Annotated in this window: 13 protein-coding genes; 7 read left to right on the top strand and 6 right to left on the bottom strand. The window is 67.9% G+C overall.

Going from position 1 to position 14,522, the window contains the following annotated elements; translation table 11 throughout:
- Window positions 1-4: 4 nt before the first annotated feature.
- From puuE to L1Z78_RS21370, 3 genes are all read right to left on the bottom strand, one after another.
- On the bottom strand, window positions 5-961 hold the full coding sequence (puuE, locus tag L1Z78_RS21380) for an allantoinase PuuE (RefSeq protein ID WP_234638356.1): 957 nt from the start codon (window positions 959-961) through the stop codon (window positions 5-7).
- Window positions 958-1,635: a GntR family transcriptional regulator gene (locus tag L1Z78_RS21375; protein ID WP_234638355.1), complete on the bottom strand. Its 678-nt coding sequence runs from the start codon at window positions 1,633-1,635 to the stop codon at window positions 958-960. The genes puuE and L1Z78_RS21375 overlap by 4 nt, the downstream gene beginning before the upstream one ends.
- A gap of 81 nt (window positions 1,636-1,716) precedes the next feature.
- Complete coding sequence (locus L1Z78_RS21370; RefSeq protein WP_234638354.1) at window positions 1,717-2,631, bottom strand: LysR substrate-binding domain-containing protein; 915 nt, start codon at window positions 2,629-2,631, stop codon at window positions 1,717-1,719.
- A 128-nt stretch (window positions 2,632-2,759) separates the two neighbouring features.
- On the opposite strand from L1Z78_RS21370, the gene L1Z78_RS21365 reads away from it, so the two are divergent.
- From L1Z78_RS21365 to L1Z78_RS21355, 3 genes are all read left to right on the top strand, one after another.
- Window positions 2,760-3,854, top strand: coding sequence for a tartrate dehydrogenase (locus L1Z78_RS21365; protein ID WP_234638353.1), 1,095 nt, complete (start codon window positions 2,760-2,762; stop codon window positions 3,852-3,854).
- Between the two features lie 52 nt (window positions 3,855-3,906).
- The gene (locus L1Z78_RS21360) at window positions 3,907-4,875 is read left to right on the top strand and encodes a tripartite tricarboxylate transporter substrate binding protein (RefSeq protein WP_234638352.1); all 969 of its coding nucleotides are present in this window, start codon (window positions 3,907-3,909) and stop codon (window positions 4,873-4,875) included.
- A gap of 104 nt (window positions 4,876-4,979) precedes the next feature.
- A complete protein-coding gene (locus L1Z78_RS21355) occupies window positions 4,980-6,302 on the top strand; it encodes a glycerate kinase type-2 family protein (RefSeq protein WP_234638351.1) in 1,323 nt (440 codons plus the stop codon).
- Between the two features lie 204 nt (window positions 6,303-6,506).
- Here the strand turns inward: L1Z78_RS21355 and L1Z78_RS21350 are convergent, their stop codons facing one another.
- Window positions 6,507-7,424, bottom strand: a complete 918-nt coding sequence (locus L1Z78_RS21350; protein WP_234638350.1) for a LysR family transcriptional regulator — start codon at window positions 7,422-7,424, stop codon at window positions 6,507-6,509.
- A 121-nt stretch (window positions 7,425-7,545) separates the two neighbouring features.
- Between L1Z78_RS21350 and gcl the strand changes: the two genes are divergently transcribed.
- The 3 genes from gcl to glxR all read left to right on the top strand — a co-directional run bounded on the left by gcl (window position 7,546) and on the right by glxR (window position 11,336).
- Window positions 7,546-9,336: a glyoxylate carboligase gene (gene gcl, locus L1Z78_RS21345; protein ID WP_234638349.1), complete on the top strand. Its 1,791-nt coding sequence runs from the start codon at window positions 7,546-7,548 to the stop codon at window positions 9,334-9,336.
- 236 nt (window positions 9,337-9,572) lie between these two features.
- Window positions 9,573-10,361, top strand: a complete 789-nt coding sequence (gene hyi, locus L1Z78_RS21340) for a hydroxypyruvate isomerase (protein WP_234638348.1) — start codon at window positions 9,573-9,575, stop codon at window positions 10,359-10,361.
- 60 nt (window positions 10,362-10,421) lie between these two features.
- The gene (gene glxR, locus L1Z78_RS21335; protein WP_234638347.1) at window positions 10,422-11,336 is read left to right on the top strand and encodes a 2-hydroxy-3-oxopropionate reductase; all 915 of its coding nucleotides are present in this window, start codon (window positions 10,422-10,424) and stop codon (window positions 11,334-11,336) included.
- Window positions 11,337-11,440: 104 nt separating this feature from the next.
- Here glxR and ggt read toward each other — a convergent pair whose 3' ends face one another.
- A complete protein-coding gene (gene ggt / locus L1Z78_RS21330) occupies window positions 11,441-13,267 on the bottom strand; it encodes a gamma-glutamyltransferase (protein WP_234638346.1) in 1,827 nt (608 codons plus the stop codon).
- A gap of 306 nt (window positions 13,268-13,573) precedes the next feature.
- On the opposite strand from ggt, the gene uraH reads away from it, so the two are divergent.
- Complete coding sequence (uraH, locus tag L1Z78_RS21325) at window positions 13,574-13,924, top strand: hydroxyisourate hydrolase (protein ID WP_234638345.1); 351 nt, start codon at window positions 13,574-13,576, stop codon at window positions 13,922-13,924.
- A gap of 94 nt (window positions 13,925-14,018) precedes the next feature.
- On the opposite strand, the gene L1Z78_RS21320 is transcribed toward uraH, so the two are convergent.
- Complete coding sequence (locus L1Z78_RS21320) at window positions 14,019-14,408, bottom strand: DoxX family protein (RefSeq protein ID WP_234638344.1); 390 nt, start codon at window positions 14,406-14,408, stop codon at window positions 14,019-14,021.
- Window positions 14,409-14,522: the final 114 nt, after the last annotated feature.

Genomic DNA, 14,522 nt, shown 5'->3' with positions numbered 1-14,522 from the left:
CTCGTCATTCCTTGTCGGGGTGGTTGTGTGCCCAGTGGCGCGCGAGGTCGATGCGGCGGCAGACCCAGACCTTGTCATGCTGCTGGATGTGGTCCAGAAAGCGCTGCAGCGCCGTGATGCGCCCGGGACGGCCCAGCAGGCGGCAGTGCATGCCTATGCTCATCATCTTGGGGGCGTCGTCGCCTGCCGGATCGCCCTCGGCGTAGAGGGCGTCGAACGTGTCCTTCAGGTACTGGAAGAACGGGTCGGCGTGCGAGTAGCCCTGGGGCAGGGCGAAGCGCATGTCGTTGCAGTCCAGCGTATAGGGCACGATGAGCTGGCTGTGCGTGCCGCCGTCGCTCTTTTGCACCTTCATCCAGAAGGGCAGGTCGTCGCCGTAGTAGTCGCTGTCGTAGGTGAAGCGGCCGTCGTCGGCCACCAGGCGGTGGGTGTTGGGGCTGTCGCGGCCCGTGTACCAGCCCAGGCCATGGTCGCCGTCGTGGCCGTACAGCTCGCCGAAGATCTCCATGCACTGCTGCATGTGGGCGCGCTCCACATCGGCGGGAATGTTCTGGTAGTGGATCCACTTGAGGCCGTGGCAGGCCACTTCATGGCCCAGCTCGGCGAAGGCCTGGGCCAGTTCGCGGTGCTTTTGCAGCGCCGTGGCCACGCCGAACACGGTCAGCGGCAGGCCGCGCTTCTCGAACTCGCGCAGGATGCGCCAGACGCCGGCACGCGAGCCGTATTCATAGATGCCCTCCATGCTCATGTGGCGCTCGGGATAGGCGGCCGGATTGAACATCTCGGAGAGGAACTGCTCGCTGGCGGCATCGCCGTGCAGCACGCAGTTCTCGCCGCCCTCTTCGTAGTTGAGCACGAACTGCACGGCCACGCGGGCCTGTCCGGGCCAGCGGGCGTGCGGGGGCGTGCGACCGTAGCCGATCAGGTCGCGGGGATAGGGGGCTGTGGCGTCGTAAGTCATGCGGATACGGAAGAAAGAGCCATCGAAAGGTCGCTGGTCGGCATGTCGCGGTCGAAGGTCAGGCCGGCCTCCACGTGGTCCAGGTGCTGCTGCATGAGCTGCACGGCGTGGTCGGCGTCGCCGCCGGCCAGGGCCGACACGATCTCGGAGTGCTCTTCATGCGAGTGCTCGGCGGCGGTGCTGGACTGGTACATCAGCGTGATCAGCGCGCAGCGCGAGATCAGCTCGCCCAGCAACTGGGCCAGGACCTCGTTGCCCATGAGCTCGGCCATGCGCACGTGAAAGTCTCCGAGCAGCTCGGTGCGCTGGCCGACATCGTTGCCGTCCATGGCCTTTTTCTCGGCCGCGACGTGCTGCCTGAGCGCGCGGATCTTGGCCGGCGTGCTCTGGGCGATGAAGGCGCGCACCATCTCGGCTTCGAGCATGCGGCGCACGGCGAAGACCTGGCGCGCCTCGTCCACCGAGGGCGTGGCCACGAAAGCCCCACGCGCGGGCTCGAGCCGGATCAGGCGGTTTTGCGACAGCTGGAACAGCGCCTGGCGCACCAGGGTGCGCGAGACGCCGAAATGGTCGGCCAGCTTTTGCTCGGCCAGCTTGGTGCCGGGCAGCAGGCGGTGTTCGACGATGGCCCGGGTCAGGCTCTCGACAATGAAACTGGTGGTGGAAGTCTCCATGCAGCCATCATAGCGGCTGCCCACAAGAGTTGTATACAGTTTCTGTCTACTGGTTCATTGGAGTTTCCCCGCATACGGCACTCAGAATTTCGGCGATGCGCCGTCGAAATGCTGGGCCAGGTGCTCCACGAAGGCCTGCACGCGGCGGGTGGCCACATGGCGCTGCGGATAGACCACGTGGATGTCGGCCGGCGGCGTGGCGTAGTCGGCCAGCACCTGCACCAGGCGGCCGCTACGCAGGTAGCGCGCGATGTCCCATTCGGCACGCATGACGATGCCCAGGCCCGCCAGCGCCCAGCTGACGGCGATCTCGCCGTCGTTGGTGCTCAGGCTGTCGCGCAGGCGGATGGCTTCGGCCTTGCGGCCACGGCTGAAGCGCCAGATGCCATGGGCCTCATCACCCTGGCGGATATCGATGCAGTCATGCCGCGAGAGTTCCCCGGGCGTGGCCGGCGTTCCATGCCGCGCCAGGTAGGTGGGGGCGGCACACAGCAGGCGCCGGTTGGGCGCCAGGCGCCTGGCGATGACGCGCGCATCGGGCGGCTCGCCGAAGCGGATGCACAGGTCGAAGCTGTCGTCCACCAGGGCCGGGGGCGAGGCCGACAGCTGCAGCTGCACCTGGATCTGCGGATGCCGGCGCACGAAGCTGGTGATCAGCGGCGCGATGTGGCTGCGCCCGAAGCCCAGCGTGGCATTGACGCGCAGCAGGCCCTGCGGGTCGGTGCGCAGGCCGGACACGGCCTGCTCCATGGCCTCGATCTCGCCCAGGATGCGCCGGGCATGCGCCAGGTAGGTCTGGCCTTCCTCGGTCAGGCCCAGGCGCCGCGTGGTGCGGCTGACCAGTTGCACGCCCAGCCGCGCCTCCAGCTGGGACAGGCGCCGGCTGGCCGCCGGGGTGGTGATGCCCAGCTCACGGGCCGTGGCCGACAGGCTGGCGCAGCGCGCCAGCAGGCTGAAGAAAGCCATCTCCGATGGCGCCGAGGCAGGTGTGCTCATTGTTGAACCAAAGTGAACAATGCCATCACTTTAGAGGCGTTCCGCACGGGGTTCCATCGATAGATTCACGGACAGGGCCATGTGTCTGCATGGCCTGCCTTCCATACAACCATCCAAGGAGTCCGTACATGAGCAAGACCTATCGCATCGCCTGCATCCCCGGCGATGGCATCGGCAAGGAAGTGGTGCCTGCGGGGCAGACCGTCTTGCAGGCGCTGGCCGATACCCAGCCCGACCTGGGCTTCGACTTCACCAGCTACGGCTGGGGCGGCGACTGGTACCGCGCCCATGGCGAGATGATGCCCGCCGACGGCCTGGACGCGCTGCGCGACAAGGACGCCATCCTGTTCGGCTCGGCCGGCGATCCGCACATTCCCGACCATGTGACGCTGTGGGGCCTGCGGCTGAAGATCTGCCAGGGGTTCGACCAGTACGCCAATGTGCGTCCCACGCGCATCCTGCCCGGCATCGATGCGCCGCTCAAGCGCTGCACGCCCCGGGACCTGGACTGGGTCATCGTGCGCGAGAACTCCGAAGGCGAATACGCGGGCGTGGGCGGCCGCGCCCACCAGGGCCATCCCATCGAGGTCGCCACCGACGTGAGCATGATGACCCGCGCGGGCGTGGAGCGCATCATGCGCTTCGCCTTTCGCCTGGCGCAATCGCGGCCGCGCAAGCTGCTGACGGTGATCACCAAGTCCAATGCCCAGCGCCACGCCATGGTGATGTGGGACGAGATCGCCGTGCAGGTGGCCGCCGAGTTCCCCGACGTGCGCTGGGACAAGGAACTGGTGGACGCGGCCACGGCGCGCATGGTCAACCGGCCCGCCACGCTGGACACCATCGTCGCCACCAACCTGCATGCCGACATCCTCAGCGACCTGGCCGCCGCACTGGCCGGCAGCCTGGGCATCGCGCCCACGGGCAACATCGACCCCGAGCGCCGCTACCCCAGCATGTTCGAGCCCATCCACGGCTCGGCCTTCGACATCATGGGCCAGGGCCTGGCCAATCCGGTCGGCACCTTCTGGAGCTGCGTGATGCTGCTGGAGCACCTGGGCGAGCAGCGCGCCGCGCAACGCCTGATGCAGGCGGTGGAGCAGGTCACCGCCGATGGCGCGCTGCACACGCGCGACCTGGGTGGCAAGGCGACCACGCAGCAGGTGACCGATGCGGTCTGCGCCCGGCTGCGCGCACCGGTGGCCGAGCCTGTGCCTGCCTGAGCGTGCGCTGCATGGTCCGATAACAAACAACAGAACAGACAGGAGACAAGCCATGAAGTGCATCACCAAAGCCGCCGCCGCATGCGCGCTGGCCGCCGCCACCATCCCCGCCGCATGGGCCCAGGCCTGGCCGGCGCGCCCCGTCAACCTCATCGTGCCGTTCCCCGCAGGCGGCACCACCGACGTGCTGGCGCGTGCCCTGGGCCAGGAGCTGTCCAAAAGCCTGGGCCAGCCCGTGGTCGTGGAAAACCGCCCGGGCGCGGGCGCCACCCTGGGCGCCGACCATGTGGCCAAGGCCAAACCCGATGGCTACACCCTGCTCATGGGCGCCGTGCACCACACCATCGCCACCAGCGTGTACCGCAGGCTGGGCTATGACTTCCAGAAGGACCTGGCGCCCATCACCGTGGTCGCCGTGGTGCCCAACGTGCTGGTGGTCAACCCCCAGCAGCCGGCCAAGACCGTGCAGGAGCTGCTGGCCCAGGCGCGGGCACAGCCCGGCAAGCTGACCTATGGCTCCAACGGCGCCGGCACGGGCCAGCACCTGATCGGCGCGCAATTCGAGGCCCTGGGCGGCGTGGAACTGCTGCATATACCGTACAAAGGCAGTGGTCCGCTGACCACGGACCTGCTGGGCGGGCAGATCGCCATGTCCTTCGATACCGTGACGCCCGTGCTGCCCCACATCAAGGCCGGCAAGCTGCGCGCGCTGGCCGTGACCACGGCCAGGCGCTCCGTGGCCCTGCCCGACGTGCCCACGCTGGACGAGGCCGGCCTCAAGGGCTTCGACATGGGCACCTGGTTCGGCGTGCTGGCGCCGGCCGCCACGCCCAGGCAGGTGCTGGCGCGGCTGGGTGCGGACATGAACCGCATCATCGAGTCGCCGCAGTTCCGCAGGAAGATGGAGGAGATAGGCGCCGAGCCCATCGGCGGATCGCCCGAGCAGATGGCGCGCCAGATCCGCGACGACACCGACCGCTTCGCCAGGCTGGTGAAGGACTCCAAGGTGGCCCTGGATTGAGTGGAGTTGGCGCGAGGAACGAGGCCGGGCGAATCAGTTGTGACTTGACCGCATGCCACCGCCGGTGCAGGAAATTCCATAATGCCCGGCGGAGACAACACACCATGACCAGCACCACGGACCTGCACCTCACCGATCCCCAAGCCTTTCTGCTCGACCTCTACCGCGCTGCGGTCAAGGATGCGCAGCCCCTGTACAGCATGGCCCAATGCCTGCCAAAGCCTCCCAAGGGCCGCACCCTGGTGCTGGGCGCGGGCAAGGCCGGCGGCTCCATGGCCCAGGCGTTGGAGGCGCTGTGGCCAGCGGACGCGCCGCTGTCCGGCCTCGTGGTCACGCGCTACCACCACATCCCGCCGCGCCCCGAGGGCCTGGCGCAGCGCATCGAGGTGGTCGAAGCGGCCCACCCCGTGCCCGATGCCGCAGGCCTGGCCGCCGCCGAGCGCATCCTGGCGCTGACCGAGGGGCTGACCGAGGACGACCTCGTGCTGTGCCTGATCTCGGGTGGCGGCTCGGCCCTGCTGACCCTGCCGGCCGAAGGCATCGACCTGGAGGAAAAGCAGCGCATCAACCGCGCCCTGCTGGAAAGCGGCGCGGCCATCGGCGAGATGAACTGCGTGCGCAAGCACCTGTCGCGCATCAAGGGCGGGCGCCTGGGTGCGGCCTGCGCGCCTGCGCGCGTGGTCACGCTGACCATCAGCGATGTGCCGGGCGACGATCCTTCCGTCATCGCCAGCGGTCCCACGGTGCCGGATGCCAGCAGCTGCGCCGATGCGCTGGCCATCCTCGCGCGCTACCGCATCGACATCCCTGAATCCGTGCGCCGCGCCCTGGAGGCCGGCGAACTGGAGACGCCCAAGCCTGGCGACGCGCGCTTCGCGGGCCACGAGGTCCACATGATCGCCACGCCCCGGCAATCGCTGGAAGCGGCCGCGCGCGTGGCCGAGGCGGCGGGCCTGCGTGCCCATGTGCTGTCCGACGAGATCGAGGGCGAGTCGCGCGAGGTGGGCAAGGTCCATGCGGCCCTGGCCCGTGCCGTGGCGCGCCATGGCCAGCCCTTTGCGCGGCCCTGCGTGATCCTGTCCGGGGGCGAGACCACGGTCACCATCCGCCAGCGCCCGGCCGGCACGCCCAAGGGGCGCGGCGGGCGCGCGGGCGAGTTCTGCATGGGGCTGGCGCAGGCCCTGCAAGGGCAGGGCAAGGTCTGGGCGCTGGCGGCCGACACCGACGGCATCGACGGCGTGGAGGACAACGCGGGGGCGCGCGTGTCGCCCGATACCCTGGAGCGGGCGCAGGCTCAGGGCATGCGGATTGCCGAGTATCTGGATCGCAATGATGCCTATGGGTTCTTTGATGCGTTGGGGGATCTGGTGGTGACCGGGCCTACGCACACGAACGTGAACGACTTCCGGGCGATTCTGGTGTTGTAGTTTTTGGCTCCTGCCGGGTGGTTGTTTTTCGAGGCCGGGTCTCGGCCCGGCGGCCGACTTACTTTCTTGCCGCGCGGCAAGAAAGTAAGCAAAGAAGCGCGCCCTGATGGCCACGACCCCAGCGCTGCGCGCTGGGGCAACCTGCGCCGTGCCATAAGGGGAGGTGGCACGTGCCATCGCTGCGCTCGGCCTTCTGTTTTTGCCTCACGCCCCGCGCGGCAGCGTCTCCCACCAGTCGTTGTCGAACTTGCCCTGCAAGAAGGCGATGAAGGACTGCACCTTCTGCGGCACCAGGCGTGGCGAGGGGTAGACGGCGTGGATTTCCTGCTCGGGCAGGCGGCAGGTCTTGAGCACCTCGACCACGCGGCCGGCCTGCAATGAGTCGTGGGCCACATAGCGGGGCAGGGCGGCGATGCCCATGTGCGAGCGCGAGGCGGCCAGCAGGGCCGAGAGGTTGTTGGAGCGCAGCCGGCCCGTGACGGGCACGGACACGGGCTCGCCGCTGGCGTTGCGCAGGCGCCAGAGGTCGTTGCCCTGCACGCTGCTGTAGATCAGCGTGGCGTGTTCCTTGAGGTCCGAGGGGCGGCGTGGCGTGCCGCGCTTGCGCAGGTAGCTGGGCGAGGCCACCAGCACCCAGGGATTGACGCCCAGGGCGCGGGCGCCCAGGCTGGAGTCGGCCAGCTTGCCCAGGCGCAGGGCCACGTCGATGCCGTTGGCCACCAGGTCGGTGTAGCGGTCCTCGAAGCTCAGGTCCACCTGCACCTGCGGGTTGTGCTTCATGAACTCCAGCGCCAGCGGGACCAGCACGCGCCGGCCGAAAGCCACCGAGCTGCCGATGCGCAGCTGGCCCTGCACCTGGGTCTGACGCACCTGGACGACGCTCTCGGCCTCGGCCACGTCGTTGACGATGGTCTTGCATTTCTCGTAGTACAGCGCGCCCGCTTCGGTCAGGCTCACGCCGCGCGTGTTGCGGTTGAGCAGGCGCACCTTCAGGCGCGCTTCCATGGCCGCGACCTGCTTGGTCACCGTGGGCTGCGTGGTGGCGAATTCATGCGCCACCTTGGTGAAGCTGCCGGTCTCCACCACGCGCACGAACATGTGCATGGCATCGAGTCTGTCCATGGCTTCTGTCTCCTGTCCGGTCGTATCTATTCCTTGGTGGAATAAATTTTATGGTCTGCGCAGGCGTTCCGCCAAGGGCCTGCTCTGCCTAGAGTTGACTCCAGTTCGAAGGAGACCACCCATGGCAAGAATGAAAGCAATCGAAGCCGCAGTCCGCGTGCTGGAAAAGGAAGGCGTGACCGTCGCATTCGGCGTTCCCGGTGCCGCCATCAACCCGCTGTACGCAGCGCTCAAGGACCATGGCGGCATCGGCCACATCCTGGCGCGCCACGTCGAGGGCGCAAGCCACATGGCCGAGGGCTACACCCGCGCCGTGGCCGGCAACATCGGCGTGTGCATAGGCACCAGCGGACCGGCCGGCACGGACATGATCACGGGCCTGTACTCGGCCAGCGCGGATTCGATTCCGATTCTCTGCATCACCGGCCAGGCGCCGCGCTCGCGCCTGCACAAGGAGGATTTCCAGGCCGTGGACATCGCCTCCATCGCCAAGACCGTGACCAAGTGGGCCACCACCGTGCTGGAGCCGGCCCAGGTGCCGCGCGCCTTCCAGCAGGCCTTCCACCTGATGCGCTCGGGCCGCCCCGGCCCGGTGCTGATCGACCTGCCCATCGACGTGCAATTGGCCGAGATCGAGTTCGACATCGATACCTACGAACCCCTGCCGGTCTACAAGCCGGCGGCCACGCGCAAGCAGGCCGAGAAGGCCATCGCCATGCTCAACGAGTCCGAGCGCCCGCTGCTGGTGTCGGGCGGCGGCGTGATCAATGCCGATGCCTCCGAGCTGCTGGTCGAGCTGGCCGAGCTGCTCAACGTGCCCGTGATCCCCACGCTGATGGGCTGGGGCACGATTGCCGACGACCATCCGCTGATGGCCGGCATGTGCGGCCTGCAGACCAGCCACCGCTACGGCAACGCCACCATGCTGGCTTCCGATTTCGTGCTGGGCATCGGCAACCGCTGGGCCAACCGCCACACGGGCTCGGTCGAGGTCTACACCAAGGGCCGCAAGTTCGTGCACGTGGACATCGAGCCCACGCAGATCGGCCGCGTGTTCGCGCCTGACTTCGGCATCGTCTCGGACGCCGGCGCCGCGCTGCAGCTCTTCGTCGAGGTGGCGCGCGAGTGGAAGGCCGCGGGCCGCCTGAAGGACCGCAGCGGCTGGGTGGCCGAGTGCCAGGGTCGCAAGAACAGTGTGGAGTTCCTGCGCAAGACCCACTTCGACAACGTGCCGATGAAGCCGCAGCGCGTCTACCAGTGCATGAACCGCAGCCTGGACAAGGACACCTGCTATGTCTCCACCATCGGCCTGTCCCAGATCGCCGGCGCCCAGTTCCTGCATGTCTACAAGCCGCGCCACTGGATCAACTGCGGCCAGGCGGGCCCGCTGGGGTGGACCGTGCCTGCCGCCCTGGGCGTGCGCGTGGCCGATCCGGCGCGCAAGATCGTGGCGCTGTCGGGCGACTACGACTTCCAGTTCATGATCGAGGAGCTGGCCGTGGGCGCGCAGTTCAAGCTGCCCTACATCCACGTGCTGGTCAACAACAGCTACCTGGGCCTGATCCGCCAGGCGCAGCGCGCCTTCTCCATCGACTACTGCGTGCAGCTGGCCTTCGACAACATCAATGTCGACGACAAGGAAGAGTCCAAGGGCTACGGCGTGGACCACGTCAAGGTGGTCGAGGGCCTCGGCTGCAAGGCGATCCGCGTGCACCGTCCGGAGGACTTCGCACCCGCCATGCAGCAGGCCGAAGCCTGGATGGCCGAGCACCGCACGCCCGTGGTCGTCGAGGTCATCCTGGAGCGCGTGACCAACATCTCCATGGGGGCCGAGATCGACAACATCGTCGAGTTCGAGGACCTGGCGGCCACGCCGGCCGACGTGCCCAGCGCACTGGCCCTGCTGGACTGAAGCAAGACACCCCCTGAGCGGCTGCGCCGCTTCCCCCTCTCTTCGGAGGGGGACGATGCCATCGCTGCGGGGCGGCCCTTGCTTGGCATCCCTGGCTGGCGCTGCGCCAATGCCTGCATTGCGGGCGGTGCAAGCACTCGGGGGGGCGATTTCCATTGCCCCTTGGGCATTTTTACCGGCGGGGCGCTTTGCGTGCCCTGCCGCCACCCACCAAACGATGACCGGAGACTTTTGACATGCCCCGTTTCGCTGCCAACCTCAGCATGCTGTTCACCGAGGTGCCCTTTCTCGACCGCTTCGAGCGCGCGGCCCGCGCCGGCTTCGAGGCCGTGGAGTTCCTGTTTCCCTACGCCCACACGGCCCGGGAGATCAAGGAGCGCATCGACGCCCATGGCCTGCAGATCGTGCTGCACAACCTGCCCGCGGGCGACTGGGATGCGGGTGAGCGCGGCATCGCCTGCCATCCGGACCGTGTCGATGAATTTCGCGCCGGCGTGGCCAAGGCCGTGACCTATGCCCACGCGCTGGGCGTGCCCCAGCTCAACTGCCTGGCCGGCAAGGCGCCGGCCGGCGTCGATGCCGCCACGCTGCGCCGTACCTTCGTCGAGAACCTGCGCTTTGCCGCCGCCGCGCTGAGCGCCGCCAATCTGCGCCTGCTGATCGAGCCCATCAATCCCTTCGACATCCCCGGCTTCTACCTGAACCGCACGGACGAGGCCCTGTCCATCCTCGACGAGGTGGGCGCGCCCAATGCCTTCGTGCAGTACGACATCTACCACGCCCAGCGCACCGAGGGCGAACTGGCGGCCACGCTGCAAAAGCACCTGGCGCGCATCGGCCACGTGCAGCTGGCCGACAACCCGGGCCGCAACGAACCCGGCACGGGCGAGATCAACTACCCCTTCCTGTTCGCGCACCTGGACCGCATCGGCTACCAGGGCTGGGTGGGCTGCGAGTACAAGCCCGCGCGCGATACCGAATCGGGCCTGGGCTGGATCGAGGCGCATGCCGCCGTCGCGGCCTGAGCGGGTACCGACCTTTTTCAGATTTCCCGAAATTTCCAAAAACGACAAGGAGTACACAGCATGAATGCATCCTCTCTCAAGCTCGGTTTCGTCGGCCTCGGCATCATGGGCGCGCCCATGGCGGGCCATCTGCTGTCGGCCGGCCACCAGCTGTTCGTCAACACCCTGGGCAAGATCCCCGCGCAGATCGCCGAATCCAGCGCCACCCAGTGCACCACGGCGCGCGGCGTGGCCGAGCGCGCCGACATCATCTTCCTGATGCTGCCCGACACGCCCGATGTCGAGAAGGTGCTGTTCGGTGAAGACGGCGTGGCGGCGGGCCTCAAGGGCAGCAGCGGCAAGGTGGTGGTGGACATGAGCTCCATCTCGCCCGTGGCCACCAAGGACTTCGCGCGCCGCATCGAGGCCATCGGCGCCCAGTACCTGGACGCGCCGGTCTCCGGCGGCGAGGTGGGCGCCAAGAACGCCACGCTGTCCATCATGGTCGGTGGCCCCGAGGACGTGTTCGCCCGCGTCAAGCCCCTGTTCGAGCGCATGGGCAAGAACATCACCCTGGTGGGCGGCAACGGCGACGGCCAGACCGCCAAGGTGGCCAACCAGATCATCGTGGCGCTGAACATCGAGGCCGTGGCCGAGGCCCTGCTGTTCGCATCGCGCGCCGGCGCCGATCCGGCCCGCGTGCGCGAGGCGCTGCTGGGCGGCTTCGCCTCGTCCAAGATCCTGGAAGTGCATGCCGAGCGCATGATCAAGCGCACCTTCGATCCGGGCTTCCGCATCGCGCTGCACCAGAAGGACCTGAACCTGGCCCTGAGCAGCGCGCGCCAGCTCGGCGTCTCCCTGCCCAACACGGCCCAGGCCCAGGAGCTGTTCAACAGCTGCGTCGCCCACGGTGGTGCGGGCTGGGACCACTCGGGCCTGGTGCGTGCGCTGGAAATCCAGGCCAACTTCGAGGTCGGCCAAAAGGTCCCATCCTGATTTCCGGCAGTTGGCAAAGCGATTGAAGCGATTGGTGGGAGGGCGGCCTTGCGCCGCCCTGTTGTGAAAAGCAGCGCCCGGCAAGGGGCGCGGCTTTTCTTTCTTCAATACCCCAGCGTCTGTCCATCCGGATTGCGGGGGTCCGAGGCGCCGTAGAGCATGCCGTCGCGCAACTGGATGGTCTGGGTGCGGCCCATCGATGCCTTGACCGTGACGTTGTGGCCACGCGACTTGAGCAGGTTGATGGTGTCGATGCCGAATCCCTTTTCCACGCGCAGTTCGTCGGGGGTCCACTGGTGGTGGAAGCGCGGCGTGGCGGCGGCCTCGGCCGGGTTCATGCCGAAGTCGATGACGTTGACGACGGTCTGCAGAACGGTGGTGATGATGCGCGCGCCGCCCGGGCTGCCCGTGACCAGCACGGGCTTGCCGTCCTTGAGCACCAGGGTCGGCGTCATCGACGACAGCGGACGCTTGCCGGCGGCCACCGCATTGGCGTCCCCGCCCACCAGGCCATAGGCGTTGGCCACGCCGGGCTTGGCCGAGAAGTCATCCATCTCGTTGTTGAGCAGGATGCCCGTGCCCTTGGCCACGATGCCGCTGCCGAAGTTCGTGTTCAGCGTATAGGTCACGGCCACGGCGTTGCCGAAGCGGTCCACCACCGAGTAGTGCGTGGTCTGGTCGCTCTCGTAGGGCTGGGGCTTGCCGGGCCTGATGTCCCTGGCCGCCCGCGCCTGGTAGGGATCGATGCCGGCGGCCAGCGCCTGCGCATAGCGCTTGGAGGTCAGGCCCTTGAGTGGCACCTTCACGAAGTCGGGATCGCCCAGGTGCTCGGCACGGTCCGCATAGGCCAGCTTCATGCCCTCGGCCATGTAGTGCACACTCTGCGCGCTGTTCGCGCCCCACTGGTTCATGGGCCAGCGCTCCATCATGTTGAGGATCTGGATCAGGTGGGCACCACCCGAGGACGGAGGCGGCATGGTCACGATCTCGTAGCCGCGGTAGGTGCCGCGCACGGGCTCGCGCTCGACCACCTTGTAGCCCTTGAGGTCCTGCAGCGAGAGGGCGCCCGCATGCGGCGCCATCTCGGCCGCGATCCGGCGCGCGATCGCTCCTTCGTAGAAGGCCTTCGCGCCCTGCTGGCCGATCAGGCGCAGCGACTGGGCCAGGTCCTTTTGCACGAGCTGGTCGCCGCGTTGGAGCGGCTCGCCACCTTTCCAGAAGATGGCGCGGGTGGCGGGCCACTGGCCCATGTTCTTCTTTTCCTGCTGCAGGATCTTGGCCAGAGTCTCGCTGACGGGAAAGCCCTTGTCGGCCAGCTTCACGGCAGGCGCGATCACCGTGGACAGCGGCAGCGATCCCCATTTCTTCAACGCATGCTCCATGCCGGCCACGGTGCCGGGAACGCCCACGGCATGGTGGGTGTACAGCGACTTGCCGTCGATGACCTTGCCGTCGGCGCCCACATACATGTCGCGCGTGGCCTTGGAGGGCGCCACCTCGCGGAAGTCCAGGGCGATGTTCCTGCCGCTCCTGGCGTCATGCACCATCATGAAGCCGCCACCGCCGATGTTGCCCGCGTTGGGCAGCGCCACGGCCAGCGCGAAGCCCATGGCCACGGCCGCGTCCACCGCGTTGCCGCCCGACTTCAGGATCTGCAGGCCGATGCGCGAGGCCAGCTCCTGCTCGCTGGCGACCATGCCGTTCCTGCCCACGACCGGGTGGAACACATCCATGTCGAAGTCATAGGCGGCGCTGGCGGCCTGGGCGGCGCTGCCTTGCGTGATGGGCACCGCGTCCGGCGCGGGGGGCGTTGCGGCAGCAACGGCTGGCGCGGGCGCCGAAGCCGCTGGTGGTGGCGCGCTGCCGCAGGCGGCCAGGCTGGCAATGGCCAATGCCAGGCTGGTGGCAAGCAAGGGGGAACGAAGCTGCATCGGTATCTCCTTGGCGGTGGGGTCGGGTGTCAGGCGGGGGCCTGCCGTGGCGCGAGACGCCGCGGCGGCAGCGGACCACAGTGTAGAAGCTGGCGGCCGCGCGGTCGCCAGCAGGCCGTCAGCATGCGGGCCGGATGCGGGTATCTGCCTAGGCTCAGGCCCTGGCTTGCCCTTCAAGAGAGTACAAAAATTGTATACACTTTGGGAGTGCCTCACAGGCTGCGAGTGCTGTCGCGTGCCATTGCAGGGCATCGACCAATCAATGACAACCGGGCGGGGCCAGCTCCCGCCGCACAGGAGATTTCCATGGGCCTGAGCACCCACGTCCTCGACACCATGAACGGCTGCCCCGCGGCGGGCATGGCCGTCGCGCTGTATTCCACCGATGGCGAGCAGGCCACGCTGATCAAGCGCCTGGTACTCAACCACGATGGCCGCACCGACGCTCCGCTGTTCGACAACCACAGCCTCAGGACCGGCACCTACCGCCTGACCTTCGACGTGGCGGCCTACTTCAAGGCCCGTGGCGTGCAGCTGCCCGAGCCCAACTTCCTGGACAAGGTCAGCCTGGACTTCGGCGTGGCCCATGCCGACCAGCACTACCATGTGCCGCTGCTGGTCAGCCCCTGGAGCTACTCCACCTACCGCGGCTCCTGACCGCCGCAGGCCACAGGCGCAGACGGGCTGTCGGGGGATGGCCTGGAGTGATGAAAAAGGAGAGCACGCAAGCTCTCCTTTTTGCCTTTCGGGGCTACTTGCCCTTGGCGTGGCCCATGGCGACCACCAGGGCTGTGACGAAGAAGAAGGCCTGCAACTCCAGTGCCCAGCCGCCCGAGCTGTGCAACTGCATCACCTGCCCCGTGTGCACCAGCGCGAAGGCCACGACCATGTTGATGGCGATCACCAGGGCCGCCGGCACCACCCACAGGCCCACCAGCAGCAGCAGCGGCGCCACCACCTCGCCCAGATAGACCGCATAGGCCAGCCAGCCTGGAGCGCCTGCGGATTCCACCATGCGCTCTATGCTGCCTATGCCGTAGCGGATCTTGGCCCAGCCGTGGAACAGCAGCAGCACCGCGAGCGTGACGCGCAGCAGCACCATGGCCGCCTGAGGATGGTGAAAGTGGCTCCAGAACTTCATGGACTCCCTCGGTGTGGATGAAACCGGCATGCCGGGCGATGGCGTGGCGCGCTCCGTCTGGCGCGGAAGGCTGCATTCTGGCACCAGCGGGCCGACAGGCGCCGCGCCAAGCGT

This window comes from Delftia tsuruhatensis (assembly GCF_903815225.1).
In the GTDB taxonomy this organism is placed as follows: domain Bacteria; phylum Pseudomonadota; class Gammaproteobacteria; order Burkholderiales; family Burkholderiaceae_C; genus Comamonas; species Comamonas tsuruhatensis_A.
The sequence above is the reverse complement of the archived record's forward strand: the minus strand, read 5'-3'. Positions and strand labels throughout refer to the sequence as shown.

Coding starts and splice junctions, on each gene's coding strand:
- puuE (WP_234638356.1), bottom strand. CDS start 961: ATGACTTACGACGCCACAGCCCCCTATCCCCGCGACCTGATCGGCTAC.
- L1Z78_RS21375 (WP_234638355.1), bottom strand. CDS start 1,635: ATGGAGACTTCCACCACCAGTTTCATTGTCGAGAGCCTGACCCGGGCC.
- L1Z78_RS21370 (WP_234638354.1), bottom strand. CDS start 2,631: ATGAGCACACCTGCCTCGGCGCCATCGGAGATGGCTTTCTTCAGCCTG.
- L1Z78_RS21365 (WP_234638353.1), top strand. CDS start 2,760: ATGAGCAAGACCTATCGCATCGCCTGCATCCCCGGCGATGGCATCGGC.
- L1Z78_RS21360 (WP_234638352.1), top strand. CDS start 3,907: ATGAAGTGCATCACCAAAGCCGCCGCCGCATGCGCGCTGGCCGCCGCC.
- L1Z78_RS21355 (WP_234638351.1), top strand. CDS start 4,980: ATGACCAGCACCACGGACCTGCACCTCACCGATCCCCAAGCCTTTCTG.
- L1Z78_RS21350 (WP_234638350.1), bottom strand. CDS start 7,424: ATGGACAGACTCGATGCCATGCACATGTTCGTGCGCGTGGTGGAGACC.
- gcl (WP_234638349.1), top strand. CDS start 7,546: ATGGCAAGAATGAAAGCAATCGAAGCCGCAGTCCGCGTGCTGGAAAAG.
- hyi (WP_234638348.1), top strand. CDS start 9,573: ATGCCCCGTTTCGCTGCCAACCTCAGCATGCTGTTCACCGAGGTGCCC.
- glxR (WP_234638347.1), top strand. CDS start 10,422: ATGAATGCATCCTCTCTCAAGCTCGGTTTCGTCGGCCTCGGCATCATG.
- ggt (WP_234638346.1), bottom strand. CDS start 13,267: ATGCAGCTTCGTTCCCCCTTGCTTGCCACCAGCCTGGCATTGGCCATT.
- uraH (WP_234638345.1), top strand. CDS start 13,574: ATGGGCCTGAGCACCCACGTCCTCGACACCATGAACGGCTGCCCCGCG.
- L1Z78_RS21320 (WP_234638344.1), bottom strand. CDS start 14,408: ATGAAGTTCTGGAGCCACTTTCACCATCCTCAGGCGGCCATGGTGCTG.